This is a genomic window from Halomonas getboli, from assembly GCF_023094245.1.
Classification (GTDB): domain Bacteria; phylum Pseudomonadota; class Gammaproteobacteria; order Pseudomonadales; family Halomonadaceae; genus Halomonas; species Halomonas getboli.
The window spans coordinates 249717-276665 of the sequence record NZ_JALMEW010000003.1; the positions used below are offsets into that span (position 1 = coordinate 249717).

Here is a 26949-nt window from a genome sequence, read left to right on the forward strand (position 1 = left end):
GCGGCCGGCGCCCGGGCGCTGTCACTTCAGGTAGACCTGGCCCTGATCGTAGAGCGAGCGGCAGTCGTTGGCGTCGTGGTAGCGGTCCTCGTCGACATTGAGCGAGTGCACGCCCGGCCCGGCGAAGCGCGGGTCGTCGCATTCGCCGTCGTTGGCCCAGCGGCTGGTGTTGTCGCCCCACTCGATGCCGTGGCTGGAGCCGCCGCCTGAGGCGGTGCCGGCGCCGTTGCTCCAGGCGGGCTCGGCCTCGGAGATGTAGACGCTGGCATCCGGCAGGCCGCCGGACTCGTAGGTGCCGACCCAGATGTTGTAGTTGCCGGAGGGCGGATCGCTCCAGGTGATGCCGGGGTTGGTGCCGGCGGCGGTGGAGAAGTCATCGTTGCAGTGCCAGTTGCCCGCGGCATCGTAGACCACCAGGGTGACGTCTTCCTGGGATTCGGCGTAGATGCTCAGGGTGTACTGGCCGGCCTCGTAGTTGAGGTCCAGGTCCGGCTCGCCGCTGATATAGCCGCTGCAGTTGGGGCCGGCCTCGCTGGCGGCCTGGTTGCCGCCGGCGGTGAGCGAGGTGACGTGCGGATCGGGCTGGAAGCCTGAGTTGAGGTTGACGGTGCCGTAGGTGGGGCTGGCCTGCCAGTCCAGGGCCTGGGCACAGCCGCTGAGGAGCAGCATGGGCAGGGCCGCGAGCGCGGTCTTGCGATGAGTCGACGACAGCATGGTCTTGTTCCCTTGCGATTTAAGTCCTTGAGAAAGCGAGAATATTGCGCCGCTCGCAATATCCGTTCGCGATTTTCATGTGCGTTGCGCACCGAAGTAATATGAACAAGCGCCCGGGGAAAGTCACGCCGGGGCGTGGTCCCGGCGCAGCCGCTCCAGCCGGGCGTAGAGGTGTTCGGTGAAGAAGCCATGCATCAGGAAGCGCTGGCTGAGGTTCCAGGGCCCGACCAGGTAGTGCGGGTACTTGTTGTAGGCCAGCTCGGCCAGGCTCGGGTCGCCGATCATCCGTCCGATGCGCAGCGCGATCGACTGGTCGAGGTTGAAGCCGTTGATGGCGTCGCGGTACTCCTCGCGGGTCAGCAGCAGGCAGAACAGGCACATGAACAGCACGTGGGCGCTCTCGAAGTCGAGCACCTGGGTGCACCGGCGCTCGACCGTGAAGTCGGCCATGTCCAGCGGCCGCCAGTGGTCCCAGCGCAGCGCCTCGGGCGGCCGCGAGGCGGTGTCCTGGCCGCCTTCGCCGAGCTCGGCGAAGGCCCGGAACAGCTCCTGGTCGTGGTCGACGAAGCTCGCCGTGAGCATGTCCTCGATGCGTCGCGGATACAGCGCCAGCGGCTCGACCCGGCCAGCGGCGCCGTTGTCGATCAGGAAGTTGATGACGTTCGACTCGGTGGCGTAGTGGCGCAGGATCAGCAGGTTGGCCTCGGGGCTGACCACGTGGCGGCAGAACCAGCAGATCAGCCGCTGCAGCAGACCATGGGCGCGGAACTGGGGCAGCGGCAGCCGCTTGAGGAACCAGGTCAGGTGCAGCAGCGCGCCCAGCACCAGCTGCAGCAGCGGGCGCAGCGACCAGCGCGTGGGGCGCTCCATGTCGTCGAGCCAGAGCCGCAGCGCCTCGTGCTCGATGGGCAGGGTGTCGTCGGCCTCCAGGGCACGCAGGAAGGGGCTACGCCGGCTCATGGTCGATCTCCTCGAGCTGCAGGGCATAGAGCCGCGCCACCACCCGGGCGGTGCGCAGGATGGCGCGGCGCTCGGCCTCGCCGCGGCACACCCGGTCGAGCAGCGCGTAGAGCTTGTCCAGGTGGGCGTCGTCGTTGGCGCCGTGATAGCGCATGAAGCGCGTGGCGTCGCCGTCGCCGCCGAGGGCAGCATCGATGCGCCGGGCCCAGTCGTCGGCCATCTTGTGGCCGAGCCCTTCGATGATCCACATGGCGCCGATCAGGTCGACCGGATTGGGCTGGCCGGCGCGATGCATCATGAAGGCGTGCAGCGCCTCGCTGCCGGCGTTGCGCTCGGCGTGAACGATCGTCTGGCGCTCGCCCCCGGCTGCCACGTAATCGGCCTCCAGCATCTCGTAGTCGCGGTGTTCCTCCCGGGCGTGCTCGATGACCATCGAGCGCACGTCGGCGAAGTCGCGTTCGAAGCTCGAGGCACCGCGGGTGATCCAGCGTGCGCCCTCGATCACCTGCTGGCGCAGGTGGCACAGCAGCCGGCGGTAGTCCTCGTCGGTGAAGCGGTCGCGCTCCAGGCGTTGAAGGATCGGCACCCGGCTCAGCTGGCGCTCGAAGTCGAACCAGACGCGCATCAGGCCCTGCAGGCAGGCCTGGCCCTCGGAGGTGGTGACCTTGTCGCTCATGAGGTGGCCTCCTTGACCACGGTGAGGTGCATGTAGACGTTGTTGAAGCGCCCGCTCTCGGGCACGAAGCACAGCAGGGTCTCGCCCTCGGCGAGCTCGCGGGTGCGGCGGAACTCGTCGAGCATGATGAACAGCGAGGCGCAGCCGGTGTTACCGCGGGTGTAGAGGTTGGTGTACCACTTCTCCTCGGGAATGGCGGCGCCGGCCTGGGTCAGCATGTCGTGGATCTGGCCGCGGAAGTGATGCGACGAGTAGTGGCACAGCAGGTGGTCGACCTCGTCGACCCTCACCCGGCCCTCGTCGATCAGCCCCAGCAGGCCGTCGACGCCGAGCTTCACCAGATGATCGAGCAGCCGCACGTCCTGGCGGATCAGCAGCGCGCCGTCGGCCTCGGCCTCGGCGTAGGTGGGGTAGTCCTGCCAGCTCGGGTGGCGCCCCTGGCCGTTCGGCCGGCCCACGCTCATGCACACCGGGAAGGCGTCGGCGTGGGATACGCCGCGGATCCAGTCGATGCGCAGGCTCAGCCCGCGCGGGCGATTCTCCAGCAGCAGGGCGCCGGCGCCGTCGGAGAGCATCCAGCGCAGGAACTCGGCGTCGAAGTCCGGCGTGGCGCCGGCGGCCTCGAAGCGGCTGGCCTTGAACAGCCGCGAGGCCAGCTCGCTGGCGACCACCAGGGCATTGCCGTGCTCGCCGGCGCGGATCGCCGTGTAGGCCGCTTTCAGCGCCATCATGCTGCTCGAGCAGATGCCGTGGCTGGTATGCAGCTCCAGGCTCGGCAGGCCCAGCTCGGCCTGCACCATGCTGCCGAAGCCCGGCAGCACCAGGTCGCCCTGGCTGGTGGCCACGCTGAGCATGTCGAGGCGGGCATCGGGCAGGTAGCCCCGATCCAGGCAGTCGCGGCCGGCCAGGGCGGCCATCTCGCCGTTGCTGACGGTGGTGCGATGCTCGGCGTCGATGGCGTAATGGCGCGTGCGGATGCCGTTGGATTGCAGGATGCGCCGCTTGAGCCGGCTGGGCTTGCCGTGGACAAGGCCCAGCACTTCCTCGATGCGGTCGTTGTCGACCGGCTCGCCGGGCAGGTGGTGGCCGGTGCTGGTGATGTAGACGCTCATGCCGACCTCCGGCGTTTCAGGGCGAACACCAGGCAGCGCAGGTTCTCCTCCGCGTAGGGGAAGATCGCCAGCACCGCCATGAAGGCCAGATAGCCGGGCAGGTAACCGTCGCCGCCGTGGGGCGTGGTCAGTGGCACCAGCGCCAGCTGGCCGGCCCAGTCCAGGGTCAGCAGGTCGACCACCGTCGGGCCGTTGATCACCGCGATCAGCGCCAGCATGTAGAGCGGCAGGCTGGCCAGATAGTTGTGGGCATGCATCTCCCAGATGCTGATGTGCCGGCGCGGGGCGGCGTAGTGCACGTCCCAGTGGGCGACCAGCTCGTGCAGCACCCAGGCCGCCAGGCAGATCAGCAGCACCAGCACGTTGACTTCAAAGAGCAGGCACAGAAGGATCGGAATGCCGACCTGGAGGCCCATCAGCGAATGGACCAGCGACTCCTTGATCCCCGAGGTGGCCTCGATGCGGGTGGCGCGATGGCAGCACCAGTCGACGAAGCCGGCGATGCCCCAGAGCGGCAGGAAGACGTAGAGCAGGACCTGGACCAGCAGCGCATCGGTGGTCATGACGTGACCTCGCGGCGATGGCGGAAGACGGTGAGTGACACTGTGAGATCTCCTTTCCATGGAGGTTGTGAAACACTGTTCGAAAACAAGCCTAGCCGGTCTCCGGCGAAATGCAAACGGTCGTTTTAATCTCGGGTGTCGGCCGACCATGCCCCGCCGCCGAGACGACAGGGGCCAGGGGCAATGCAGGGAAATATAAGCCATGACGAATCAAAAGGCTCTCGCGTTTCGACCGCTCGAGCTGTCACAGCTGGCCTCGCTGCAGGGCTGTCGCTATCCGGTCGCCGAGTTCATGCAGCCTGGCCCTTCGGGATAGGCCCGGCGAGCGCCCGGGGAGGACGCTATGCTGGTGACGAGACCTCGGGTCTCGTTCCTTTCCTCGCTTCGTTGGGAGATATCGCACCATGAACACGACGCTACTCACCGCCCGGCTGGGCCGCTGTCTGCTGCTGGCGCTGCCGCTGGTGGTCGGCTCGGCGCTCGCCGCGGACGGTCAGGACCTGACTTTCCAGGGCGATGCCAGTTTCCAGGGGCCTCACGGCGGTCAGGCCATCCAGGCGGCGCTGATCGACACGGCCCGCAACGAGACCATCGCGATCAAGACCGGCAAGGTCTCCGCCGATGACGATCCGAGCTTCTCCTTCACCTTTCCCGGGGCCCTGATGGAGGGAGGCCAGTACGCCGTGAACTACTGGATCGACGCCAACTTCGGCGGCGGCACGCCGGGCAACTGCGATTCCATGCAGCACGACCACCAGTGGCACGTGGCCCTCGAGCCCGGCAGCGGCCCGGTGACCCATACCGAGCACCACGATCCCTCGGCGCAGACCTCCGTCTGCGACACCTTCCGCTGAGCGCGCCTCGGCTCACTCTCCCGGGGAGGGGATCTGTGGCCGATCGTCGTCTCTGACCCGGTCGCGGCCGTCGTGCTTGGCACGATACAGCGCACGGTCGGCCCGGGTGACCAGGCCGTCGATGGCGGTATCATCCGGCCTCACCAGCGCCACCCCGATGCTCACCGTCAGCGGCCTGGTCAAGCCCTCGACCGCCAGCGCGGCCACCTCGCGACGCAGACGATCGGCGGCCTCCAGGGCGGCGTCGCGAGTCGACACCTTGAACAGTCCGATGAATTCCTCGCCGCCGAAGCGGGCGATGACGTCGCCCTGACGCCGCGTGCGCAGCAGCAGTGCGGCGACGGCGCACAGGGCCCGGTCGCCCTGGTCGTGTCCCAGGCGGTCGTTGATGGCCTTGAAGTCGTCCAGATCGGCCAGGATCACCGCGAAGCCCTCGCCGTAGCGCTGCCAGTGCTCGAGGTAGCGAGGCGCGGCCTCGAAGAAGGCGCGGCGATTGTCCAGGCCGGTGAGCGGATCGCTGTAGGCCTGGCGCTTCATGGCCTGCACGGTCCGTTCCAGTTCGAGCGTGCGCTCGCGAATCCGTGCTTCCTGGTGCCGGTTGGTCTCCTCCAGGGCCAGTTTGGCCGCGTGCAGCTCCTCGACGCGGGAGCCCAGCCGGTGCATCAGCTTCAGGGTGGTCGCCTCGAGGGTGCGGATCTCGTCGTCGTGGCGGTGGTGGGGCCGGGGGGGGCGGTCGGTGGCGAAGTCGCGCTCGCCGGCCTCGACCAGGAACCGCGACAGGCGGGTGATCGGCCGAATGGTCAGCGCGTGGAAGGCGGCGAACAGCACCAGCGCCAGCGCCAGGGCGCGCAGGGTACCGGCGAGCAGCGTCACCAGCATTCGGGTCGCGAAGTCATTGATGGCGTTCGCCGGGCTGATCTCCAGTACCAATGCGCCCACGGGCTGCTGCCCCTGGTGGCGCAGGGGCAGCTCGAGCCGTCGTTCGCCGCCGAACAGCCCGGCGCTGAACGGCAGCCAGGCGGCGACCTGTGGCTTGCGTGAATCGCCCAGCACGATATCGCCGGGCAACCGCAGGCGGCAGCCATGAATGGCCGGATGGGCGATCAGGCCCTCGCACATCACCCGCGCCAGGTGGCCGTCCAGCTGCCAGGCGGCGGAGGCGGCGGTGCTCAGGGTGCTGGTGACCAGCTGATCCAGGCTCTCTTGCTGGGACTGCCGATCGTTGCGGTAGTCGATCGCGATCTGCACGCCGGACAGCAGCCAGCCCAGCGCCAGGGCCACGACCAGCACCAGCCGCACCTGGCGACGGGCCAGGCGGCTGGCGAAGGCCGCCCGCAGGCCGCAGAGAGAACGGGCCGTCATTCCGGTGCCTCCAGGGGGCGTAGAGCGGACTGCAGGGCGGTGAGCGAGAAGTCGTAGCGATCCCGCCCGGGGTGGAGGTATCGACTGAAGCGTCGGAAGTCGATGCGTGACCAGGCCTTCTCGGTCAGGACGTCTCGCAAGGCGGGTGGGATCGGGGCCCTCAGGGCGGCCATGGGAAAGCGCAGATGAGGCGTCTCGGCGGTGACATCGATGCCGTGATAGAGATCGTAGAGGAGTACCATCGCCCAGGCGCCGGCCAGGAAGTGGCCGCCGTGGGTCAAGGTCATCTCACCGTTCCGGACGCTCGCCAGGGCGGGGGAAGACCAGTTCATGCCGACCACCGCATAGTCCTGACCCGCCGCCAGTCCATGCCGCCTGGCCGCCGCCATGGCGCCCAGCGCGATAGGGTCGTTGGCCGCCCAGATCGCATCGAAGCGTCGGCCGGTGCTCAGCCAGGTGTCGATGCGTCGGTAGGCCTCATCATAGGACCAGTCGACCATCAGACGGCGCAGCTCGTCGACGTCCGGGGCGGCCGCGAGCGCTCGATCCAGGCCGGCCAGTCGCGCCTGCGAGGCCGGGGTGGCGAAGTCGCCGGCCAGGGTCATCAGTGCGATCCGCTGACGCCGCGGGTGGAGGCGGTGGGCGGCGTCGAACAGTGCCGTGGCCATCTCGTGGCCGGCGCGCTCGTTGTCCGGGGTGAGACTGCCCAGCCAGTACGGCAGTTCGCGTCCCGCCCGCCCGACGCGGGCGACCTGTCGCTCGGTCAGGTCGTTGAGCAGCAGCAGGGTCGGAATGCCACGGTCATTGGCGTCGCGCACCAGATCGGCGGCCTGCCCGTGCTCGTTGACCAGGATCAGGTAGTCGGGGGGTGAGGGAGAGGCGATGGCCGCCTCGGCGTTCTGGCGCATGCGTGGCCATTCCCGCTCGCCATAGCTGATCTCCAGCGAGATGCCTAGCTGCTCGGCGGCGGCGCTCATGGTGTCGCTGACGGAGCGCCAGAAGCCCCCGGAGGCGAAACCGGGATTCACGAACCGGATCTGGAGCGGGGCCGAGGCGTCCGCGACGGACGGCATCGGCAGGCCGAGGCTGGCGAGGCAGGCAAGCACAAGCAGGAAGACTCTCACGTGGCTCGCCTCGCTCTCGATGGGACAGGAAATGGCGCGCGCTCCGGCGGTATCCGACCGGGATGCCGTGCGTCGGCCGGGGACATTGTCCTATCGGTTATGCATGATATTCAACAAAGTGAATTCACGATCCGCACAGCCCCGGACTGTTGGCAAATGGCAGTCACCGGGTGTCCCCACCGTGCCCCGCGTGACGAGACCTGCAAGGCCTACCACGGCGAGGCTCGCGCGCGTGTCGCGTGATTCGAGGCGCGGGTGCGGGAGGAAACCGGTTTGAAGCGCCGGTGGGCCCGGTCTCAGGGGCGGACCTTGCCGCGCAGCGCCTTGGTCTGGCCCTTCTTGACCTTCCTGTCGACCCGGCGGCGCTGCGAGCCCTTGGTGGGCTTGGTCGGCTTGCGCGCCTTGCGCTGTTTGGTGGCCTGGCGGATCAGCTCGCGCAGCCGATTCAGCGCGTCTTCCTTGTTCAGCTCCAGGGTGCGATGTTCCTGGGCCTTGATGACCACCACCCCGTCCTTGCTGATGCGCTGGTCGGACAGCGCCAGCAGGCGTTCCTTGTAGAACTCTGGCAGGCTGGAGGCGGGAATGTCGAAGCGCAGGTGCACTGCCGAGGCGACCTTGTTGACGTTCTGCCCGCCCGCGCCCTGGGCGCGGATCTGGTGAATCTCGATCTCGTGGTCGGGCACTTCCACGGTGTTGGAGATACGCAGCATGGGGTCCTCGCGGCGGGGAAAATGGATGGGAGACGGGAGTGGGGATGGGCGTGCAGCGCGGCCGTTCAGCCGCGCCGACGCAGCGGCTCGAGCAGCTCGTTGAGACCGTTGTGGTCGATCTCGTGCATCAGCTGCAGCAGCTGGCCGATCTGCCCCTCGGGGAAGCCCTTGCGGGCGAACCAGGCGAGATAGGGGCCGGGCAGGTCGGCGATCAGGGTGCCTTCGTACTTGCCGAAGGGCATGCGCTGGGTGACCAGTCGTTGCAGGTCCTCGGATTGCAAGGCGCCGCTCCTCTCGGGTGAATGAAAACCGGGGAATGAAAACCGGAAAAACGAGGCCGAAGGGTACGCCACCCGGCCTCGGGCGGCCAGTCGCGAGGCGGGTTTCCCGAGCGGGCCTTGAATCCTGCCGGCCCGGCCCGCATTGATGGCGTACATTCCCGGCAGATGAGGCAACTCCCATGACCACACTGGTGATCGGCGCCAACGGCCAGATCGGCCGCCTGTTCTGCGAGCTGGCCCAGCAGGCCGGCGAGCCCGTGAGGGCGATGCTGCGCAACGACGATCAGCGCGCCTGGTTCGAGGCGCGGGGCATCGACACCGTGATCGCCGACCTGGAAGGCGAGCTGCGCCATGCCTTCGAGGGCTGCGACCAGGTGGTGTTCACCGCCGGCTCCGGGCCGCACACCGGCCTCGACAAGACCCTGATGATCGACCTCAACGGCGCCATGCGCGCGGTGGACCTGGCCGCCGAGCTCGGCCTCGAGCGCTTCGTGATGGTCAGCGCCCTGCGCGTCGACGACCCGCTGGCCGGGCCGGAAAAGCTGCGCCCCTACCTCGCCGCCAAGCGCGCCGCCGATGCCCACCTCAAGGCCGCCCAGGTGCCCTGGGCAATCCTCAAGCCGGGCCGTCTCACCGATGAGCCGGCCACCCGGCGCGTCGCCGCCTCGTTGGAGGAAACCGGCGGCAATAACGACGTCTCCCGGGCCAACGTGGCCCACGCGCTGCTGCACCTGGTGCAGGGCAAGGCGCCGAACGGCCGAGAATATCCGCTGCTGGACGGCGAACGCGAGATCGCCGAGGTGGTGGCCTAGGCGCCGCAGGCGTCGAGCACCCGGTTGCGGCCGGCCTGCTTGGCGCGATAGAGGGCGCGGTCGGCGCGTTCCAGCAGCGTGCGGCTGGCCTCGCCCGGGGCCAGCATCGCGGTGCCGGCCGACAGAGTCACCCCGACCCCGGCCTGCCCCAGCGTCGCGTGCGCGACCAGCGCCCGCAGGCGCTCGAGCCCCTGGTGGGCCTCATCGAGGGTGACGTCGGGCAGGATCAGCAGAAACTCTTCGCCGCCCATGCGCGCCAGGATGTCGTAGCGTCGCAGGTTGCCCTGCATCAGCTCGGTGACGCCCGCCAGCACGTCGTCGCCGGTGGCATGGCCGTATCGGTCGTTGATCAGCTTGAACTGGTCGAGATCGGCGATGGCCACGCACAGCGACGTGCCCTGGCGATGGCTGCGCGCGATCTCCTCCTCCAGCCGGGCCATGCCGGCGCGGCGGTTGAGCAGCCCCGTCAGGTCGTCGTGGCGGGCCAGGAAATCCAGGCGCTGCTCCATGGCCTTGCGCTCGGTGATGTCGGTGATGAAGGTCACGCGCTTGGGCCGGCCGGCGTCGTCTTCCAGGCGCGACGACTCGGCGATGACGCTGCGCCGCTCGCCGCTGCGGCAGATCACTTCCCATTCCCGGCGCTCGTCGTGCTCCTCATCGCCCTGCATGAAATGCCGATGCTGGGCGATCAGCGCCTCGCGGTCGGCCTCCGGCATCAGCAGGGTGAAGGGCCGGCCCAGCAGCTCCGCCTCGGCGTAGCCGGAGAACGCGCAGTAGGCCGGATTGGCCATCTCGAACAGGCCGTCCTCGTCGGTGATGCAGATGCCGATGGGCGCCGCGTGGATCAGCCGCGGCACGTTGTCGGAGCGGGTCAGGGTCAGCGGCATGCATTCATCCTCGATCCTGCGGACGGGGAAACAGCGCGGCGATGCGCGGGGCCGGGTCCTCGGCCAGGGCATCGAGGGCCGGGCGTGCGAAGTAGTAGCCCTGCTGCAGTGGAATGCCGACCTCGAACAGCCAGCGCGCCTCCTCGGCGGTCTCCACGCCTTCGGCGATCAGCGTGACCCCGAGCGGGCCGGCCATGGCGGCCAGTGCCCGCACCATCGCCTGGCGTCGCGGATCCCGGTGGCAGTCTGTGACCAGCTGGCGATCGATCTTGAGCTTATCCGGATACAGTTCGGTGAGCACGTCAAGATTGGCGTGGCCGGTGCCGAAGTCGTCCAGCGCTACTCGAAAGCCCGCCCGCCGGTAGGCCTTGATGATCGCCGCCAGATGATCGCGGTCGACCACGCGCTCGGTCTCGACGATCTCGAAGATCAACCGCTCCAGCGGCCAGCCGACCCGACGCGAGACTTCCAGGGTGGCGCTCAGGCAGGCCTGTGGCTCGTAGACCGCGTTGGGCAGGAAGTTGATCGACAGCGGCACGTCCATGCCGAGCCGGCTGGCCTGCTCGATGGCCTTGACCCGGCAGGCCTGGTCGAAGCGATACATCAGCCGGTCGTCGACCTGTTCGAGTACCGAGTAGGCGGACTCGCCTTCGGGGCCGCGCACCAGCGCCTCGTAGGCGTGGATCTCGCGGCGGCCCACGTCGACGATCGGCTGAAAGGCCATGGTGAAGTCGAACGGCAGCTCGGCCTCGCAGCGGTTGCAGTGGTGGGCGACCCTGGCGCAGTGTCCCATGGCGATTCCTGTCGTCTGGCGTGGTGCACTACTCCATGGCAGGGCGATGGGGCAGAGCGATAAGGATTATTTATACTGATTATTCATCATGTATCGGTATTGTACAATTAGATGCGTCAACGCCTCGACGCGCCGCTTGCCTGACGGCATCATCCCGGTCCCCTGATTCACGAGGAACGACGCCATGAGCGATGCCGATGCCGCGCTGCCGGCCCGCGCCCGACACCTGCTCGAGTCGGCCCCCGAGGCCGCGCTGCCGCTGACCTACCAGCGGCTGGCCGAGGCGCTTGAACTCACTCCGCCGCGCACCATCCGCCGCGTGGCGCTGGCCCTGGAACAGCTGATGCGGGAGGACGCCGCTGCCGGCCGCCCCTTCATCGCCGCGCTGGTGGTCAGCCGCCAGGGAGAAGGCCTGCCGCGGGCGGGCTTCTTCGAGCTGGCCGTCGCCCTTGGGCGCTTCCCGCAGGATCCGGCGCTACAGGCCGAGGCCTGGCGCAAGGAGTTCCAGTGCGCCTTGACGCAGCGAGAGGGTCTGCACAACGCCTAGAAACGACGGCGCCCGCCAGTAAGGCGGGCGCCGGGGCTCGGGCGAGGGGAAGCGTGTATAGAGCGAGCCCTGGGGCGTCAGTCGTGGCGCCAGCGACTGACCAGCAGTGTCGGCACGATGATGATCACCAGGCTGATCACCAGCCACCAGAAGCCGTCCTGATAGGCGAGGATCGAGGCCCAGACCCCGGGCGATACCTCGTCGCTCGGCGCGCCGGTGACGGCGATCTGCTGGCCGTGCAGGGCGGTCTGGCGCTCGAGCAGGATCACCAGCCCGGCGGTGCCCAGGGCGCCGCCCAGCTGCATCACGAAGTTGAGCATGCCCGAGCCGTAACCGGTCAGTCGTGCCGGCAGCGCGGCGATGGCGTTGGCCAGTGTCGGCGGCGGGAAGGCGGCCATGCCGATCGCCATGATGCCCATGATCCCGGCCAGGGCGGCGAAGCCGGTGCCGGCGTCCATCTGCGCCATCTGCCACACCGCATACACCGTGCTGGCCAGCCCCGGCAGCGTCAGCCACAGCGGCGGATGGCGATCGCTGAGCCAGCCGACCAGCGGCACCAGCACGCCGAGCACCGCCGTGGAGGGCAGGTAGATCATGCCGGTGGCGATCGGGCTGAAGTGCAGCACCGACTGCACGAACTGCGGCAACAGATACATCACGCTGTAGAAGGTGCCGCCGAACAGCAGCATCGCCAGGGTGCCGACCACGAACAGCCGATAGCGGAAGATCGACAGGTCCATCAGCGGCTGTGCACAGCGCCGCTGCCAGGCCACGAAGGCCACGCCGGCGAGCAGCGCGAACAGTGCCAGCCCGGCGATTCGCGGATCGCTCCAGCCCCAGCGCTGGCCGCTGGAAAGGGCCGTCAGCAGGGCGAAGACCGCGGCGAACAGCAGCCCGGCGCCGGCCCAGTCGAACGGCGGCAGCGGCCCGCCGCGCTCCCTGGGCGGCAGGAAGAACCCGCCCATCACCACCGCCGCCACGCAGATCGGCAGCGGCACGAAGAACACGTAGTGCCACGACAGGTGCTCGACCAGCCAGCCGCCGATCACCGTGGCCAGGGTCAGCGGCAGTCCCAGGCACATGCCATACATGGCCACCGCCATGCCGCGCCCCTCGGCGGGATAGACGTCGAACAGCACCTGCATCGCCAGCGGCCGGATCAGCCCGGTCATGGCGCCCTGGATCACCCGCGCGGCGACCAGCATCGCCATGCCGTTACCCAGCCCGCCGAGGATCGAGGCGCCGATGAACACCAGCAGCAGCCCCATGTAGGTGGCACGCTGGCCGACGGCGTGCACCAGCCAGGGAGCCACCAGCAGCGATACCGTGGTCGAAGCCAGGAAGCCGGTGGAGAGCCACTGCACCTCGGCGTCGCTCAGTCCGAAGTCGTCGCTGATGAAGGGAATCGCCACGTTGACGATGGTGATCGACATGCCGAGCGCCACCAGGCCCAGCATCACCGTGAGCGTGACCCACAGCCGGTAGCGGGGGCCGTAGCGCCGGTAAAGGCGTTCGACCTGGGTCATGAACGATGCCCCGCGCTGGTCGAGGGCGAGAAGCGGACGGACGGGCGATGCGGGATCGGGCGATGCTGAGTCGGGCGATGAGAGGTGTCATCCGGCACGGGAATTCTCCTTCATGCGATCGGGGGAAGGGACGATGTCGGCGGCCACGGCGGGGATCGCCACCACCATGGCACGCGAAAAGAGGCCGGCCCCCAAGGAGGAAGCCGGCCCTAAATCGAAGGAAACAGCAAACCATGCGCCGGTGCTAGCCAGATCATAGTTCGCTACCTAATTATTCTATCGCGTTGGAGCCGGCTTGGCTAGAGGAGACGCGTTCGCGTCGGGGAGGCGGCGTTCCGGCATCCCAGTGGGGCGAGCGCTGACCGGCGGCGCGGCGTGCTAGCCTGACGCGATGCCTGAGGACACGCGGTAAAGGAAGACACGCATGGAAGAAATCGGACTGAGTGGGGTGGTGACGAGGGAGTGGCTGGGGCAGGGCGTCAGCCTGGTGGCGCTGGCGCTGTGCGTGGCCGGTTTCGCCAGCCGGCGCGACGATCGGCTGTTCGTGCTGCTGCTGTTCGCCAACGTGGCCTTCGCCGCCCAGTTCGCGCTGTTCCAGAGCTGGGTGGCGGCGGGCATCTCGGCGCTGATCGTGCTGCGCATCGCCCTGGTGCGTCGCTACCCGGGCAATGTGGCGGTGATGGTCGGGGTGCTCGTCGCGACCCTGGCAGTCGCCCTGCTGACCTGGAGCGGCCCGCGCGACGTGCCGGCGCTGCTGGCCGGCCTGCTCGGCAGCTGGGGCATGTTCATGCTGCGCGGCGTCGCCATGCGCGCGGTGCTGGCCGCGGCGGCCTTCTGCTGGGTGATCAGCAATCTGCTGGCCGGCTCCATCGGCGGCACCCTCGCCGAGACGCTGATTCTCGTCACCAACCTGATCACCATCTGGCGCCTGCGGCGTGCCGCCCGGCGCTATGGCCTGACCCCCTGAGCCCAATTGGCTGAGCTGAAGAGGCCGAGCGCCGATCCGGGCCGGCCCGAGCGGCTTACATCTGGGCGACGAGGTAGTTCTCGCGGCCGACCAGCTTGATCAGGCGCAGCTGCTGTTCCAGCCAGTGGGCGTGGTCTTCCTCGGTGTCGGCGAGCAGCGGCAGCAGGATGGCACGGGTGTTGAAGTCGCGCTCGCGCTCGCACAGGGCGATGGCGGCCTTCAGGGCATCGCCGACCTCGTACTCGAGCTGCAGATCGTAGCCGAGCATCTCTTCCACGTCCTTGCCGATGCGGACCTCGGTGCGGGTGTGGATGTCCGGCTTGCCCTCGAGCATCAGGATGCGCTCGATCAGCTTCTGGGCGTGGCCCTTCTCGTCGTGGAACTCGTGGTCGATGCGCTCGTGGAGCTTGGTCAGGCCCATGTCGGCGTACATCTCGGCGTGCACGAAGTACTGGTCCATGGCGGCGAGCTCGGCGGCGAGCAGGCCGTTCAGGGCGTCGATGATCTCTTGATTGCCTTGCATGAGCGCTTTTCCTTGTCGATGTGACGTATCAGTCGCGCATCCTAGTCTGGGGCGCGAGCTTGGTCAATTTTCCCGCTATTTCAATGGCTTGAGATTGTCTTCGCGTGCGATTCGCATTCGGTTCAGTCGCTCACGCCGAACACGCTCTTCAGATAGCGCACATAGGCCTCGTCGCGCGACAGCGTCTTGCCCGGTTCATCGGAAATCTTGGCCACCGGCTGGCCGTTGCAGGCCACCAGCTTGATCACGATGTTCATCGGCTTCACCTCCGGCAGGTCGCAGGTCAGGCTGGTGCCGATGCCGAAACTGGTGCGTATGCGCCCGTCCAGCGCGGTCTTGATGTCCATCGCCGAATCGAAGGTCAGCGCGTCGCTGAAGATCAGCGTCTTGCTGCGCGGATCGATGCCCAGCCGCTGGTAGTGGCGGATGCACTTCTCGGCGAACACCATGGGATCGCCGCTGTCGTGCCGCAGGCCGTCGAACAGCTTGGCGAAGTAGAGATCGAAGTCGGCCAGGAAGGCGTCGAGGTTGATGGTGTCGGTCAGCGCCACGCCCAGGTGCCCGCGATACTCCTGCACCCAGGCCTCCAGGGCGGCGCGCTGGCTGTCCACCAGCCGGCTGCCGAGCTGCTGGTGGGCCATCACCCATTCGTGGGCCATGGTGCCCATCGGGGCCAGGCCGTGGCGGCGGGCGATATCGACGTTGCTGGTGCCGACGAACTGGCCCGGAAACTCCTCGGTCAGTACCTCGACGATGGCCTCCTGCACCGGTTGGGAGAGCCGCCGCCGGGTGCCGAAGTCGGCCAGGCGGAAGTCGGCCAGCTGCTCGGGCGTGTAGTCGCGGCGCAGTCGGGCCATCTTCTCGCGCAGTTGCGCCACCGCCTGATCGACGCTGGCGCCGGGATTCAGGGTGTGATTGCGGACCTCACTGATGATGGCGAGGATCACGATCTCGAACAGGATGCTGTGCGTCCAGGGCCCGTCGATGACGATGCACAGCTCGCTGCCCTCCATGTGCAGGTCCACGTATTGGGGGCGGAAGCGGTACAGCTCCAGGAAGCGGATGAAGTCCGGCGACAGGTAGGCGAAGCCGCTCAGGTAGTCGGATTCCGCCTCGCTCAGCGACAGCGAGGCCAGGCCGTCGATCTGGGCGCGGATCTCGTCGAGATAGGGGCGCAGGTCCTCGGCATCGCGGCAGCGGAATTCCCAGGTTACGCTGGCATTGGGGTAGTTGTGGTGAACCCCCTGCATCATGGTGAGCTTGTACCAGTCGGTATCCAGCAGCGAGGTGATGATCTGACCCGGGGCGCGGTACGTGGCCGCCATGAAGGATGCTCCCTGTGAGTGATGGTGGGCCCGCCGGGGCGCGGGAGCATGATGGTAGCGTGTTCACGATTCGGTGACGAATCGGCCCCGACGTCGCCTCAGGCCGAAAGGCGCGCCGCCAGATCCTCGAGGAAGGTCTGGATACGGGCCGCATTGGTGCCCAGATCGCTTCGTCCGAGGCGCGAGGCCGAACGCATGTCCACCCTCGTGCCCGCCGCGCTCGGCGTCAGGCGGATCACGATATCGTCCTCGAAGCCGAACCAGCGGGTGGTGGCCACCGCCTCGAGCCGGCGCTCGCTCACGACCGCGATCGACCAGCCGCGCGCCCGGGCCAGGGCCGCGGCGGCATCGCGCACCTCCGGCAGCGGCCGGGCGATCGTGAGCGGCCCGAGGTTCGGGTAGCCGGAACGCTGCGCCTCGGCGAAGGCGCGGGGATAGTCGAGCGCGTTGGGCGCCGCCCGGCGGGCCTCGGCCAGCGCCACGAAGGCCGGCGGGTCGGCGAGGTCGGTGGTGATGTCGTGGATCGGCGGCACGCTGCGGGCCAGCTCGCGCATCTGCAGCGGCGGCGCGACGATCGCCACCGCCGCGGCGATCACCAGCAGGCTCGCCAGGGCCGGCTTGCCGCGCCGACAGGCGCCTGCGATCAGCAGAGCCACGACGGCGACGAACGCCGCGCCCACGGCCAGCAGCGCGCCGCGATGCAGCAGCGAGAACGACTGACCGAGCGATAGCCACTCCAGGCGATAGGCCGGCCCCGCGCCACCCATCAGCAGCGCCGAGATCACCAGCAGCAGCACGGCGAGCCAGGCCAGGGCGACCGGCCAGCGGCCACCGCGCGGTCGGGGCTTGAAGGTCAGCGACATCGCGTCAGGTGCCTCCTGTGGTTAGGTTGCGTCCCCCTAATGTAGTGCCCTTGGTGGCGCCTGCCGATCCTGCCGGCACGCGCGGGTCGCCGATAGCCCGACGTTATGGCGCCGATATTGGTAAATCGTGAGCATGTTAAGTATCTTGTGCGGGTCTTGGCAGGGCCGTTGAATCAACCGATCCTGACCCCCCGAACGTGAATACCGCGAGGCTCCATGAATCCGACCATCGAACTGCTGAAGTCCCACCGCTCGGTGCGCAAGTTTACCGACCAGAAGATCCCGCACGAGCTGCTGCGGGAGCTGGTCAGCGCCGGCCAGGCCGCCGCGTCGTCCAACCACGTGCAGGCCTACAGCGTCATCCACGTGACCACCCCGGCCAAGCGCGAGCAGATCGCCGAGCTGGCCGGCGGCCAGGGCTACGTCGCCAGCGCCTCCGACTTCCTGGTGTTCTGCGCCGACATGAAGCGGCCCACCGAGGCCTCCGAGCGCACCGGCGCCAATGTCGTGCGCGGCATGACCGAGCAGCTGCTGGTCGCCAGCGTCGACACCGCGCTGATGGCGCAGAACGTGGCTGTGGCCGCCGAATCCGAGGGCCTCGGCATCTGCTACATCGGCGGCATCCGCAACAATCCGCAGGCGATCAGCGAGCTGCTCGAGCTGCCGGAGCACGTCTATCCGGTGTTCGGCATGTGCATTGGCTATCCGGCCCACGAGCCGGACGTGAAGCCGCGCCTGCCGGTGGAGGCGATCCTCAAGGAAGACCGCTACACCGACGACCGCGAGCAGGTCGACGCCTACGACGACGAGATGCACCGCTACTACGGCGAGCGCACCGGCGGCACCAAGGACACCAATTGGTCGAAGAGCCTCGAGCCGCTGTTCGACACCAAGCTGCGCCCCCATATGCGCGATTTCCTGGTCAAGCGCGGCTTCGAGATGAAGTAAGCGTGCGGCTTCCAGCCGTCGGCGCCGCCGACGGCTGGCGTCCTTTCTTGCTGATTCCCCCCTTCCCCTTGCTTTGCTCCTTCTTCGTTTCTTCCATGCGGGCCTGCCACGCGCTTCCGGCCCCGGCCTCGAACGCTTCCCTTCATGGCCCACGGCCCCTCTTGCCGCGGCGCGGACTTGTGGCTATGTGTTAAACAGACGGGCCGGCGGCGGGAGCGACCTGTTGTGCCAGGAAGGCATTCGATAACAACGAGTTAGGTAGTTCATGCCGGATCGGGCAGGGCCGTTGGCCTTGCCCGGCCGGGAGATGTCCCGCCTTGCATGAATCGCTCGCCGGGAGGCTTCACCCTGACGGAGTCCTCTCCTCTTGCGTTCATGCGCCTCTATGCCAACGAGGGGGATGTCATGAACAGGCAGGTCGTATCGATGTTGTCAGGGACGATGCTGTCGCTCGCCGTGATGCCGGTGCTGGCCGATCAGGTATCCATCGGGCAGGCGGAGTATGAGTCCAGCTGTGCCAGCTGCCATGGGGTGGATGCCAAGGGCCAGGGCCCCTTCGCGGAGCTGCTGTCGCTGACCGGAAGCCCGCCCGACCTGACGCGCCTGCAGGCCAACAACGACGGGGTGTTTCCCTTCGAGCGGGTCTACCGGGTCATCGACGGACGGGAAGAGGTCAAGTTTCACGGTCCGCGGGAAATGCCCATCTGGGGCAAGCGCTACAGCGACGATGCCCTGGACATGGGCATGGTCGGCGAGATGATGATCGGGCGCGAGGCCTATACCCGCTCCCGCATCCTGGCGCTGATCTCCTACCTGTCCACCTTGCAGGAATGAGTGTGGTGCCCGGCCGGGCGTTCCCAGGGTGGGAACACCCGGCCGGGCACCGCCGAGCCGTGAGGAGAACGCGATCAAGTACCTCTGGGCCGTGGTGTTCGTCGTCGTGCTGGTATGGTCGGGCATCCGGCCCGCGGATCGCCTCACCTGGTGGCTCGAGGTGCTGCCGGCGCTGGTCGGCGCCGTCGTGCTGCTCGGCACCTATCGCCGCTTCCGGCTGACGCCGCTGGTGTACGGGCTGGTCCTGCTGCACTGCCTCGTGCTGATGGTCGGCGGCCACTACACCTATGCCGAGGTGCCGTTCTTCGACGGCTGGTTCGGGTTCGAGCGCAACAACTACGACAAGGTCAGCCACTTCTTCCAGGGCTTCGTGCCGGCGCTGATCGCCAGGGAGATCCTGATCCGGCGGCGCGCGGTCAACGGGCGAGGGTGGCTCGCGCTCTTCGTGATCTCTGTAGCGCTCGCCATCAGCGCCTGCTACGAGCTGATCGAGTGGTGGGTGGCGCTGCTGTCCCGTCAGGCAGCCGAGGCCTTTCTGGGCACCCAGGGCTATGTCTGGGACACGCAGTCGGACATGGCGCTGGCGCTGCTGGGGGCGATCTGTGCCGTGGCGCTGCTCTCGCGGGTGCAGGATCGCCAGATCCGCCGGCTGACCGACGGAGGCGGATGAGGCCCCGATGGCGCGGCGTCTCGATGGCGCGAGGCCTCGAGCGGTCGTGGCCGGGGCGCCTTTTCGGGACGCCGCCGATCTATACTGGCTCAGCAGGGACGGTGGATCACAACGGCGTCGGCATGGCCCCTCGCCCGAGGACAGGGCGAGGGGGATGTCACAAGGCGGGTCACCGGGCGCTCGCCTGGCCATGCTCAGAGAGTCCCGAGCAGTGACCCCCAGGGGGAGCGGAGGGCATGACGATGAACGCGGCGGAACACCTGAGGACCTATGCGGACGGCTGGACCCACGGCGATGCCGACAGGATCCTCAAGGCCACGGCGGAGGACTACACCTTCGACGACCCCGACTTCGGCGTCGTGACGAGGAAGGCGTTTCCGGATTACCTCACGGGCCTGAAGGAGAGCATCGCCGCGCAATGCGGTGGGCAACTCCCGGATCCCCTGATGGAGCTGTCCGAGGTGCTGAGCCACGAGGAAGACGGCGTCCTCACGGCGTCGTGCTGGTGGTCCTTTCCGGGCACCCAGATCAAGGGAGCCGGCCTGATCAAGGCCGACGCGGCCGGGGTGCGCTCCGAGGTGATCACCTATTACACCAGGCTTAGCGTCTGACGCTGCCCCCGCCGAGGAGATACCGACCGTCCCGAGCACGATGGCCAACCCCTGGCGATGACTCGCCGCGGGCTGGCGCGGTCATGTCGCGGTGCTCGTGCTGGCCCTCGGGCCACGAGGGGCGACCTCGGCTCAACTGATCCCCTTTTTTCACCGCATTCTGAGTCTGTTATGCCCTCGGCGCATCTGTCATCTTGGCCGCGCATGCCCGCGATGGCGGGCCGATTTCCAGGGTGTTGAGGGGTGTCATGATGATCTACGTCGCGTTCTTTCTGATCTTCGTCGGTGTGACCTTCGCGCTGCATCAGGTCTACAGCGTGCACTACGCGATCAACTTCGAGGACGAGGAGGAGCGCCCGGAGCGGGTCAACCAGGCACTGAAGACGCTGGCCGACGAGGCCAAGGACTGCCGCGACGGCGAGCCCTCGGAAGGCTTCAAGCAGGCGGCGGCGCGGATCGTCGGTGGCGGCATCGACCCGCGCCTGGTGCTGGCGGCGATGGCGCCCGGCCGGCAGAAGGCCTTCGCCGAGCCGCTGCTGCGCCGCCGCGGGCGCATCGACACCCGCGGCACGCTGAGCGTCGCCCACCTGCCGGGTTGGAAGACGCACCCGCCGCGTCGCTATCGGCGCGGGCCGGTGCTGGTGCTGGTCATGGTCTTCAGCCTGCTGGCGCTGTTCTGGGGCGGGATGAGCATCTTCACGCTGTCCTATCCGCTGGACGCGCCGGGGATGGCCTGGGCCAACGACCTGTGGGTGCTGACCGGGCTGGTCTACGCCTCGGCGCTGTTGGCCGTGGCGGCCTCTAAGCTCGACCTCTACCTGCACGATCTCCAGCAGATCGGCCGGCTGGAGCGGCGCCTGAACGAGGCGGAATAGAACGCGGCTCAGAAGGTCTCGATCAGCTCGCCCAGGGTCTCCATGGCCGCCTCGCTGCGCGGCGTCCAGGGATGGCCGTAGCTCAGGCGCAGGCAGTGGCGGAAGCCCTGGGTGGCGGAGAAGATCGGCCCCGGCGCCAGGCTGATGCCGCGCTCCCGGGCCAGATGGAATAGCCGCAGCGAGTCCACCCGCTCGGGCAGCTCGAACCACAGGAAGTAGCCGCCGGCCGGGTGCGTGGCCCGGGTCTCGGCCGGAAAGTGCTGCGCCGCCGCGGCCAGCATCCGGCCCTGCTGGGTCTCCAGCGCATGGCGCAGCTGGCGCAGGTGGCGGTCGTAGCCGCCGTGCTGCAGGTAGTCGGCGATGGCCATCTGGGCCGGCACCGAGGGCGAGATGGTCGTCATCAGCTTGAGCCGCGAGATCGCCTCCGCGACGCGCCCGGCGGCCACCCAGCCGACCCGATACCCCGGCGCCAGGCTCTTCGAGAACGAGCCGCAGTGGATGACCAGGCCCGCGTCGTCGAACTGTTTCACCGGCTTCGGCGGCGTGGTGCCGAAGTGCAGCTCCGCGTAGGCGTCGTCCTCGATCAGCGGCACCCGGTGGCGCTTGATCAGCGCGTAGAGCGCGCGCTTCCTGTCGTCATCGAGGCTCGCGCCCAGCGGGTTCTGCAGATGGCTCATGAACCAGCAGGCCTTGATCGGCAGCCGCGCCAGGCTGTCCGCCAGCACGTCCAGGTCGACGCCCTCGCGCGGATGCACGGGAATCTCCACCGCCCTGAGCTTCAGGCGCTCGAGGATCTGCAGGCTGGCGTAGAAGGCCGGCGACTCGATGGCGACCAGGTCGCCGGGCTCGGTCACGCACTGCAGGCCCAGGTTCAGCGCCTCCATGGCGCCGCTGGTGATCACCAGCTCCTCGGGCGGCAGCGGCATTCCCTTCAGCGTGTAGCGCAGCACGATCTGACGGCGCAGGTCGGCGTCGCCCGCCGTCATGTCCTTGAGCACCTCATTGCCGCTCATCTCGCGCAGGCCCTTGGTCATGCTGCGGGCCAGCCGGGCGAGCGGAAACAGCTCGGGGCTGGGAAAGGCCGAGCCGAACGGCACGGTGTCGGGGTCCTGCAGCGAGTCGAGCACCGAGAACACCAGCTCGCTGACCGCCACGTCGGCGCTCTCCTGCCGGCTCGGCGTCATGCGCGGCTCGTGCAGCACCCGCCGGGCCTGCTCGCGCACGTAATAGCCGGAGCGCGACCTGGCCACGATCAGCCCGCGATCCTCCAGCAGGTAGTAGGCCTGGAACACGGTGGAGTGGCTGATGCCGTACTGACGGCTGGCCTGGCGCACCGAGGGCACCCGCTCGCCCGGGGCCAGCACGCCCTCGCGGATCAGCTCGGCGATCTGGTCGGCGAATGTCTCGTAGCGTTTCATGGGCGGCCCGCGGTTCCCGGCTCCGTCATCGTGGTATGAGGAAAGAACAGTATTCCACCACGGCCGGCCCGGCGGCGGAAGGTCGGCAGGGGGCGATACGAAAACGCCCCGGCCAGGAAGGGCCGGGGCGAGGGGCTAGCCGGGGGAGGCGCGGCGCATCACTTGAAGCGTGAGCGGGCCTTCTCGAGGGAATCGCTCAGCGAGCCCCAGGCACGTTCCGCGCCGGCCTTGATGTCGTCCCAGGCGTCGTCGCCGGCGTCGCGCAGCTCGTCGAGCTTCTGGCGCATCTCGTCGCGCTTGGCCTCGAGCTCGTCGACTTCCTTCTCGTGCTCGATGCGCTGGTCGGCCTCGGCGTCCTTGGCGCGGGCCTTCAGCTTGTCCACCTCGGCCTGCATCTCGTCCAGCTTGGCGCGCAGCTTCTGTTCGTAGGCATTCCGGTCGCTCATGGGAAGACTCCTTTCCGTCGGCGGGTGAATCACACCTTGGTCGTGCCCGTCGCGGGGCAACACGGTGTGGTCGTTACAGGGTGGCATATCGCCCCGGGTAGCTGGCAAGGTCGCGTATATCGGTATATGTCTTGTCGGTGCCTCGCGGCGTCGACGACTATTCCACTGTCCATCAGCCCGGCGAGCCTGGCGGAGGTGTCATGAAGTCTCTTTCGAGTACGGGATTCGCGATTCTCGGCGCGGCGCTGGTCGCGATCAGCTACGGTCTCGCGCGCTTCGCCTTCGGCCTGTTCGTGCCGCAGATCCGCGACGCGCTGGAACTCACGCCCTACGCCATCGGCATTATCGGCGCGCTGCCGCTGATCAGCTTCCTGCTCTCCACGGTGGTCGCGCCCTTCATCACCGATCACCTCGGCGCCCGCAACACGGGGGTGCTGTCCGGCCTGTTCGGCGTCGGCGGCCTGGGGCTGATCAGCCAGGCCTCCGATGCGCTGATGCTGGGCGCCGGCGTGTTCGCCTGCGGCATCTGCACCGGCCTGATGATGCCGGCCCTCACGGCCGCCATGCAGGCGATGGTGAGGCGCTCGCTGCACGGGCGCGTCAGCTCGGTGATGAACGCCGGCACCAGCATCGGCGTTATCGTTGCCGTGCCCACGGTGCTGTTCATGGTCGGCGCCTGGCGGCTGGCCTATCTCTCGTTCGCGATCTGCACCGCCGTCGGCGTGGTCGCCGCCTGGTGGTTCCTGCCCTCGGTGTCGCGGATCGTGCCCTCGAACGCCGCGCCGCCGCCGCCGCTCCCCGAGCTGCCCTGGTCGCGCCTCGTGCGGCTGTCGCTGTTCGCCTTCGTGATGGGCTTCGTCTCGTCCGCCTACTGGATCTTCGCGCCCGACCTGGTCGTCACCCTCGGCGGCCTGTCGCCGGCCTCCACCGGCTGGCTGTGGCTGGCGGTGGGCATCGCCGGCCTCGGCGGCGCCGTGGTGGCCGATCTGGCCGACCGCAACAACCCGCCGATCACACATGCGCTGATGCTGATGATGCTGGCCGCCAGCCTGGCGCTGCTCGCGGCCAGTCCCGCCCAGACGCCGCTGGCGGCGTTCTCGGCACTGGTCTTCGGCCTGGCCTACATGAGCCTGACGGGGCTCTATCTGATGACCGGCATCCGCCTGCTGCCGGGCCGGCTGTCGGTGGGGCCGGTGCTGCCCTTCATGGCGGTCTCGGTGGGGCAGGCCACCGGCTCGCCGGTGGTCGGTGGGCTGGTCAATGCCTTCGGCTATGCGACGGCGTTCTCCATGTTCGCCGCGCTCGGCATCCTGGTGGCGATCCTCTCGCCGTTCTATCCCGGTCATATCGAGCACGGCGACGACGAGGAAGAACAGGCCGCCGAGGAAGACACCGGCCTGCAGGCGGCCTATGATCACCAGCTCCAGAACGAGGAAGGCGAGCCGCTGGAAGACCCGGAGGAGCTGGAAGAGCAGGAAGCGCTTGCCGAGGTCTCCGCCGACGCCGAGGCCTCCGCCGACGCCTCTTCCGAAGAAGACGAGGCGGATAAGTCCAGAAACAGCTCCCGGTCATCGTGACGGGGAGCGCCGCGGCGACAGGCCCTGCCACCTGGGTGCTAGGCTGAGGTCCAGATAACGATAAGACATCGCCAGCTCGCGGGGCGCCATCGGGGTAGTCGAGGTATCGGCCCCTGATGGCGCTTTTCTTCCATCGGAGACGCGAGAGGATTCAGATGAGCCAAGCATCCGTGATGGACATCAGGCTGGCAGCCGAGCGGGACCTGCCGAGGATCGTCGAGATCTACAACGCCGCGATCCCCAGCCGGCGCTCGACGGCGGATACCGAGCCGGTGACGGCGGACGCCCGTCGCGAGTGGTTTCACCGGCACCAGCCGCAGCGGCGCCCCTTGCTGGTCGGCGAGGAGGCAGGCGATGTCGTCTCCTGGATGAGCTTCGAGGACTTCTACGGCCGCCCGGCCTATGGCCACACGGCCGAGCTCAGCATCTACGTGGCGCCGGATTACCAGGGGAAAACGGTGGGGAAGACGCTGCTGCTGCGAGCGGAATCGCTGGCCCCCAGCCTGGATATCCACACCCTCGTCGGTTACGTGTTCGCCCACAACACGCCGAGCCTGCGCCTGCTGGCCACCTGTGGTTACCAGGAGTGGGGCCGGCTGCCGGATATCGCCCGCATGGACGGCCGCGACTACAGCCTGTGCATCATGGGCAAGCGCCTCGAGAGCGCCCCGGCGCCGCTGGAGGCGCCGGCCTGATCCCGGCCAGCCACGGCGCCCGCCGGCGTCGGCCTCAGTCGTACTTGTGCTGCCAGCCCTTCACCGCGATCTGTTCCTTGAGCAGATCCAGCATGTCCACCAGCACCTGCTCGGTGATCTGTTCGGTGTGCGAGTCGGTGCGCAGCCAGGCGTCGAAGCCGCTCTCCGCGAGCTGTTCCACCAGAGTGGAGAACTCCGCCGACTTCAGCCCCGCCAGCGCCTCGTCGACCAGCCGGCAGGCGAGGTCGGAGAGCGAGGCCTCGAGCCCGCGGGTCAGCTGGCCGCCCAGCGGCAGTCGCCCGAGGCGGCGGACCTCCGGGCTCTCCGCCAGGGTGCGGCCCACCAGCCCGCGCACGTAGCGCAGGGTGTCGTCGCGGTGGTGGGTGTAGGCGTCGCCGGCCATGGCCTCCAGCCGCTGGCCGATCTCGTGGATCAGCGCCTGCTTGCGCGGCTGCACCACCCGCTCCATCACCGGCGTCGTGAGCCCGTCGCTCGAGCGGATCTCCTGCTGCACGTTGTCGAGCATGCGGATGGCGATGCGGTCGGTGAGCTCCTCCATCAGGATGTCGTAGTACTTGGCGAACACGCTGTAGACGTACCAGCGGCGCACGTCGATCAGGCCCATGCGCTGCAGGCGGTGCAGTAGCGAGATCACGCGCAGCACACGCAGCAGCCGGAAGCCGCCCAGCGGGATGCAGCCGAGCACGTCGTACCAGTGCACGAAGGGGTAGAAGAACCAGCGGTGGTAGTGGCGCTCGGCGATGGCCACCGCCCAGCCCAGTAGTACGTCGAACAGGAATACCGCCACAAACGCCAGGTCGATGGTGAGGAAGTTGGCGTGGATGTGCTGCTCGTAGGCGCCGTGCAGGCCGGGCGCCACGGCCTCGAAGGCGGCGTTCAGCGGCGGCAGCAGGAACAGGCTGTCGAACAGCAGCAGCGCCAGGTTGGCGATCACCAGCGCGATGATGAACAGGTCCCACACCAGGTGGGCGCGTTCCAGGGCGGGCGAGGTCGTGCGCGTGGCAGGCATGGCGCCTCCTTGAGCTCGATGCCGAAGGGTCGCCTCTCATCCTAAAGCCTCGATCCATCCTCGACACCCCGGGCGTGTCCAACGACGATGGCGCCGCCGCCTTGCCGTCAGGCGCCGTCTCGCCACTCCTGAAGCAGCCGGCTCACCAGCTCGCCGGCGGGGAGCTCGCGCGCCAGCGGCGCGCCCTGTCCGGCCCAGTGGGCCGCGAAGTCATGATCACCGCGCTCGGCCGCCGCCGCGTTGAGCCGCTTGGCCGCATCGTACGCCAGCGGATAGGCGGGCGGCCTGACCTTGAGCGTTGCCCTGGTCGTCGCATCGGGAGCGGACTCGGCATGGCGCATCAGGCGATTGAGGATGCCGCGCGCCGGGCGCCCGGACAGCGCCGTGGTCATGCGGGTCGTCTCGGCACGCTCGCTCCTGATGGCCGCGCGATAGCCCTCGTTGGCCGCCGATTCCGGGCACAGCAGGAAGGCCGTCCCCAGCTGGGCGGCGCAGGCGCCCAGCGCCAGGGCCGAGCGGATGCCCTGGCCGTCCATGATGCCGCCGGCCGCGACGATCGGCAGGTCCATCTCCCTGACCAGCCGGCGGACGAGCACGGAGGTGCTCAGCCGCTCATCGTCCGCCGCCGGATCGAAGCAGCCGCGGTGCCCGCCCGCCTCATCGCCCTGGGCCACGATGGCGTCGACGCCCCGCGCCTGGATCCCTCTCGCCTCCTGCAGGCTGGTCGCCGTCGCCAGCGTGTAGATGCCGGCGTCGCGCAGCGCGCGTATCCGTGCCTCGGGCAGCAAGCCGAAGTGAAAGCTGACCACGGCGGGACGCGTCTCGAGCAGCATCTCGAAGGCCGCCTCGTCCTCCACGAAGCTGCGGTAGATCTCGTCGAGCCCGGCCGGCGGCTCGCGGCCAAATTCCCGGAACAGCGGCGCCAGGTGAGAAAGCCAGGCCGCCTCCCGGGCCGGGTCGCGCACCGCGGGGGCGTGGCAGAAGACGTTGACGTTGAACGGGCGGGTTGTCAGCGCCCGGGTGCGCTCGATCATCGCCCGGGCCTTATCGACGCCGCTGGCGCCGATGCCCAGCGAGCCCAGGCCGCCGGCATTCGACACGGCCGCCGCCAGCTCTGGGGTGGCCACGCCGGCCATGGGCGCCTGGATGAGGGGCTGGATGCCCAGCCGGTCGGTCAGGGGATTCGACGATGTCATGGGAACGGCCTCCAGGAGCGGGGAAACGATGGCTTTCTTTTGTTCTCATT

General features: G+C 68.4%; 30 protein-coding genes. 11 read left to right on the plus strand and 19 right to left on the minus strand.

Translation table 11 applies throughout. The annotated features are described in order from the left end of the window. Nucleotides 1–21 precede the first annotated feature (21 nt). The 5 genes from MYL53_RS08640 to MYL53_RS08660 form a co-directional block, all read right to left on the minus strand. Nucleotides 22–714 (minus strand): hypothetical protein, encoded by a 693-nt coding sequence (locus MYL53_RS08640; protein WP_247853268.1) that lies wholly within the window; start codon nt 712–714, stop codon nt 22–24. 123 nt (nt 715–837) lie between these two features. Next, the gene (locus MYL53_RS08645; protein ID WP_247853270.1) at nt 838–1674 is read right to left on the minus strand and encodes a DUF6999 family protein; all 837 of its coding nucleotides are present in this window, start codon (nt 1672–1674) and stop codon (nt 838–840) included. Next, on the minus strand, nt 1661–2350 hold the full coding sequence (locus MYL53_RS08650) for a hypothetical protein (protein ID WP_247853271.1): 690 nt from the start codon (nt 2348–2350) through the stop codon (nt 1661–1663). The genes MYL53_RS08645 and MYL53_RS08650 overlap by 14 nt, the downstream gene beginning before the upstream one ends. Continuing rightward, the gene (locus MYL53_RS08655) at nt 2347–3462 is read right to left on the minus strand and encodes a beta-ketoacyl-ACP synthase III (RefSeq protein WP_247853272.1); all 1116 of its coding nucleotides are present in this window, start codon (nt 3460–3462) and stop codon (nt 2347–2349) included. Before MYL53_RS08655 ends, MYL53_RS08650 begins: the two co-directional genes overlap by 4 nt. Next, the gene (locus MYL53_RS08660) at nt 3459–4025 is read right to left on the minus strand and encodes a diguanylate cyclase (protein WP_247853273.1); all 567 of its coding nucleotides are present in this window, start codon (nt 4023–4025) and stop codon (nt 3459–3461) included. Before MYL53_RS08660 ends, MYL53_RS08655 begins: the two co-directional genes overlap by 4 nt. A gap of 404 nt (nt 4026–4429) precedes the next feature. On the opposite strand from MYL53_RS08660, the gene MYL53_RS08665 reads away from it, so the two are divergent. Continuing rightward, entirely contained in the window at nt 4430–4879 is a 450-nt protein-coding gene (locus MYL53_RS08665) for a hypothetical protein (RefSeq protein ID WP_247853275.1), read from the plus strand. A gap of 12 nt (nt 4880–4891) precedes the next feature. Here the strand turns inward: MYL53_RS08665 and MYL53_RS08670 are convergent, their stop codons facing one another. The 4 genes from MYL53_RS08670 to MYL53_RS08685 form a co-directional block, all read right to left on the minus strand. After that, nucleotides 4892–6241, minus strand: coding sequence for a GGDEF domain-containing protein (locus MYL53_RS08670; RefSeq protein ID WP_247853276.1), 1350 nt, complete (start codon nt 6239–6241; stop codon nt 4892–4894). Beyond that, on the minus strand, nt 6238–7365 hold the full coding sequence (locus tag MYL53_RS08675) for an ABC transporter substrate-binding protein (protein WP_247853278.1): 1128 nt from the start codon (nt 7363–7365) through the stop codon (nt 6238–6240). Before MYL53_RS08675 ends, MYL53_RS08670 begins: the two co-directional genes overlap by 4 nt. A gap of 296 nt (nt 7366–7661) precedes the next feature. Further along, nucleotides 7662–8075: an alternative ribosome rescue aminoacyl-tRNA hydrolase ArfB gene (gene arfB, locus MYL53_RS08680; protein ID WP_247853280.1), complete on the minus strand. Its 414-nt coding sequence runs from the start codon at nt 8073–8075 to the stop codon at nt 7662–7664. A 65-nt stretch (nt 8076–8140) separates the two neighbouring features. Next, nucleotides 8141–8356 (minus strand): DUF3820 family protein, encoded by a 216-nt coding sequence (locus MYL53_RS08685; protein ID WP_247853281.1) that lies wholly within the window; start codon nt 8354–8356, stop codon nt 8141–8143. A gap of 179 nt (nt 8357–8535) precedes the next feature. On the opposite strand from MYL53_RS08685, the gene MYL53_RS08690 reads away from it, so the two are divergent. Then, complete coding sequence (locus tag MYL53_RS08690; protein ID WP_247853283.1) at nt 8536–9168, plus strand: SDR family oxidoreductase; 633 nt, start codon at nt 8536–8538, stop codon at nt 9166–9168. Here MYL53_RS08690 and MYL53_RS08695 read toward each other — a convergent pair. Both MYL53_RS08695 and MYL53_RS08700 read right to left on the minus strand, forming a co-directional pair. Then, a complete protein-coding gene (locus MYL53_RS08695) occupies nt 9165–10055 on the minus strand; it encodes a GGDEF domain-containing protein (protein ID WP_247853284.1) in 891 nt (296 codons plus the stop codon). The two genes, MYL53_RS08690 and MYL53_RS08695, sit on opposite strands and share 4 nt — an antisense overlap. Before the next feature lie 4 nt (nt 10056–10059). Then, nucleotides 10060–10848 carry an EAL domain-containing protein gene (locus MYL53_RS08700; RefSeq protein ID WP_247853286.1) on the minus strand — a complete coding sequence of 263 codons (789 nt, stop codon included), beginning with the start codon at nt 10846–10848 and terminating at the stop codon, nt 10060–10062. A 184-nt stretch (nt 10849–11032) separates the two neighbouring features. On the opposite strand from MYL53_RS08700, the gene MYL53_RS08705 reads away from it, so the two are divergent. Next, the gene (locus MYL53_RS08705) at nt 11033–11395 is read left to right on the plus strand and encodes a hypothetical protein (protein ID WP_247853287.1); all 363 of its coding nucleotides are present in this window, start codon (nt 11033–11035) and stop codon (nt 11393–11395) included. Nucleotides 11396–11472: 77 nt separating this feature from the next. On the opposite strand, the gene MYL53_RS08710 is transcribed toward MYL53_RS08705, so the two are convergent. Next, entirely contained in the window at nt 11473–12921 is a 1449-nt protein-coding gene (locus MYL53_RS08710) for a DHA2 family efflux MFS transporter permease subunit (RefSeq protein WP_247853288.1), read from the minus strand. 424 nt (nt 12922–13345) lie between these two features. On the opposite strand from MYL53_RS08710, the gene MYL53_RS08715 reads away from it, so the two are divergent. Then, nucleotides 13346–13888, plus strand: coding sequence for a YgjV family protein (locus MYL53_RS08715; protein ID WP_247853290.1), 543 nt, complete (start codon nt 13346–13348; stop codon nt 13886–13888). 55 nt (nt 13889–13943) lie between these two features. On the opposite strand, the gene bfr is transcribed toward MYL53_RS08715, so the two are convergent. From bfr to MYL53_RS08730, 3 genes are all read right to left on the minus strand, one after another. Continuing rightward, on the minus strand, nt 13944–14411 hold the full coding sequence (gene bfr / locus MYL53_RS08720; protein ID WP_247853292.1) for a bacterioferritin: 468 nt from the start codon (nt 14409–14411) through the stop codon (nt 13944–13946). Between the two features lie 122 nt (nt 14412–14533). After that, on the minus strand, nt 14534–15736 hold the full coding sequence (gene pncB / locus MYL53_RS08725; RefSeq protein ID WP_247853293.1) for a nicotinate phosphoribosyltransferase: 1203 nt from the start codon (nt 15734–15736) through the stop codon (nt 14534–14536). A 98-nt stretch (nt 15737–15834) separates the two neighbouring features. Next, nucleotides 15835–16599, minus strand: coding sequence for a DUF1499 domain-containing protein (locus tag MYL53_RS08730; protein WP_247853295.1), 765 nt, complete (start codon nt 16597–16599; stop codon nt 15835–15837). A gap of 216 nt (nt 16600–16815) precedes the next feature. On the opposite strand from MYL53_RS08730, the gene nfsA reads away from it, so the two are divergent. The 5 genes from nfsA to MYL53_RS08755 all read left to right on the plus strand — a co-directional run bounded on the left by nfsA (nt 16816) and on the right by MYL53_RS08755 (nt 20537). Next, entirely contained in the window at nt 16816–17547 is a 732-nt protein-coding gene (nfsA, locus tag MYL53_RS08735; protein ID WP_247853297.1) for an oxygen-insensitive NADPH nitroreductase, read from the plus strand. Nucleotides 17548–17973: 426 nt separating this feature from the next. Then, the gene (locus MYL53_RS08740) at nt 17974–18381 is read left to right on the plus strand and encodes a c-type cytochrome (RefSeq protein WP_247853298.1); all 408 of its coding nucleotides are present in this window, start codon (nt 17974–17976) and stop codon (nt 18379–18381) included. Between the two features lie 28 nt (nt 18382–18409). Then, complete coding sequence (locus MYL53_RS08745; RefSeq protein WP_247853300.1) at nt 18410–19051, plus strand: DUF2238 domain-containing protein; 642 nt, start codon at nt 18410–18412, stop codon at nt 19049–19051. A 236-nt stretch (nt 19052–19287) separates the two neighbouring features. Beyond that, nucleotides 19288–19662 (plus strand): nuclear transport factor 2 family protein, encoded by a 375-nt coding sequence (locus MYL53_RS08750; RefSeq protein ID WP_247853301.1) that lies wholly within the window; start codon nt 19288–19290, stop codon nt 19660–19662. 248 nt (nt 19663–19910) lie between these two features. After that, on the plus strand, nt 19911–20537 hold the full coding sequence (locus MYL53_RS08755) for a hypothetical protein (protein WP_247853303.1): 627 nt from the start codon (nt 19911–19913) through the stop codon (nt 20535–20537). A gap of 8 nt (nt 20538–20545) precedes the next feature. Here the strand turns inward: MYL53_RS08755 and mapR are convergent, their stop codons facing one another. Together mapR and MYL53_RS08765 are read right to left on the minus strand one after the other, a co-directional pair. After that, complete coding sequence (mapR, locus tag MYL53_RS08760; protein WP_247853304.1) at nt 20546–21955, minus strand: GntR family transcriptional regulator MpaR; 1410 nt, start codon at nt 21953–21955, stop codon at nt 20546–20548. Between the two features lie 158 nt (nt 21956–22113). Continuing rightward, entirely contained in the window at nt 22114–22401 is a 288-nt protein-coding gene (locus tag MYL53_RS08765) for a sll1863 family stress response protein (protein WP_247853305.1), read from the minus strand. Between the two features lie 200 nt (nt 22402–22601). On the opposite strand from MYL53_RS08765, the gene MYL53_RS08770 reads away from it, so the two are divergent. After that, nucleotides 22602–23978, plus strand: coding sequence for an MFS transporter (locus tag MYL53_RS08770; protein WP_247853306.1), 1377 nt, complete (start codon nt 22602–22604; stop codon nt 23976–23978). 155 nt (nt 23979–24133) lie between these two features. Continuing rightward, nucleotides 24134–24673, plus strand: coding sequence for a GNAT family N-acetyltransferase (locus MYL53_RS08775; protein WP_247853307.1), 540 nt, complete (start codon nt 24134–24136; stop codon nt 24671–24673). Nucleotides 24674–24707: 34 nt separating this feature from the next. Here the strand turns inward: MYL53_RS08775 and MYL53_RS08780 are convergent, their stop codons facing one another. Together MYL53_RS08780 and MYL53_RS08785 are read right to left on the minus strand one after the other, a co-directional pair. Then, nucleotides 24708–25703, minus strand: coding sequence for an ion transporter (locus MYL53_RS08780; protein ID WP_247853308.1), 996 nt, complete (start codon nt 25701–25703; stop codon nt 24708–24710). 107 nt (nt 25704–25810) lie between these two features. Then, nucleotides 25811–26899 (minus strand): NAD(P)H-dependent flavin oxidoreductase, encoded by a 1089-nt coding sequence (locus tag MYL53_RS08785; RefSeq protein ID WP_282103445.1) that lies wholly within the window; start codon nt 26897–26899, stop codon nt 25811–25813. Between the last annotated feature and the right edge of the window lie 50 nt (nt 26900–26949).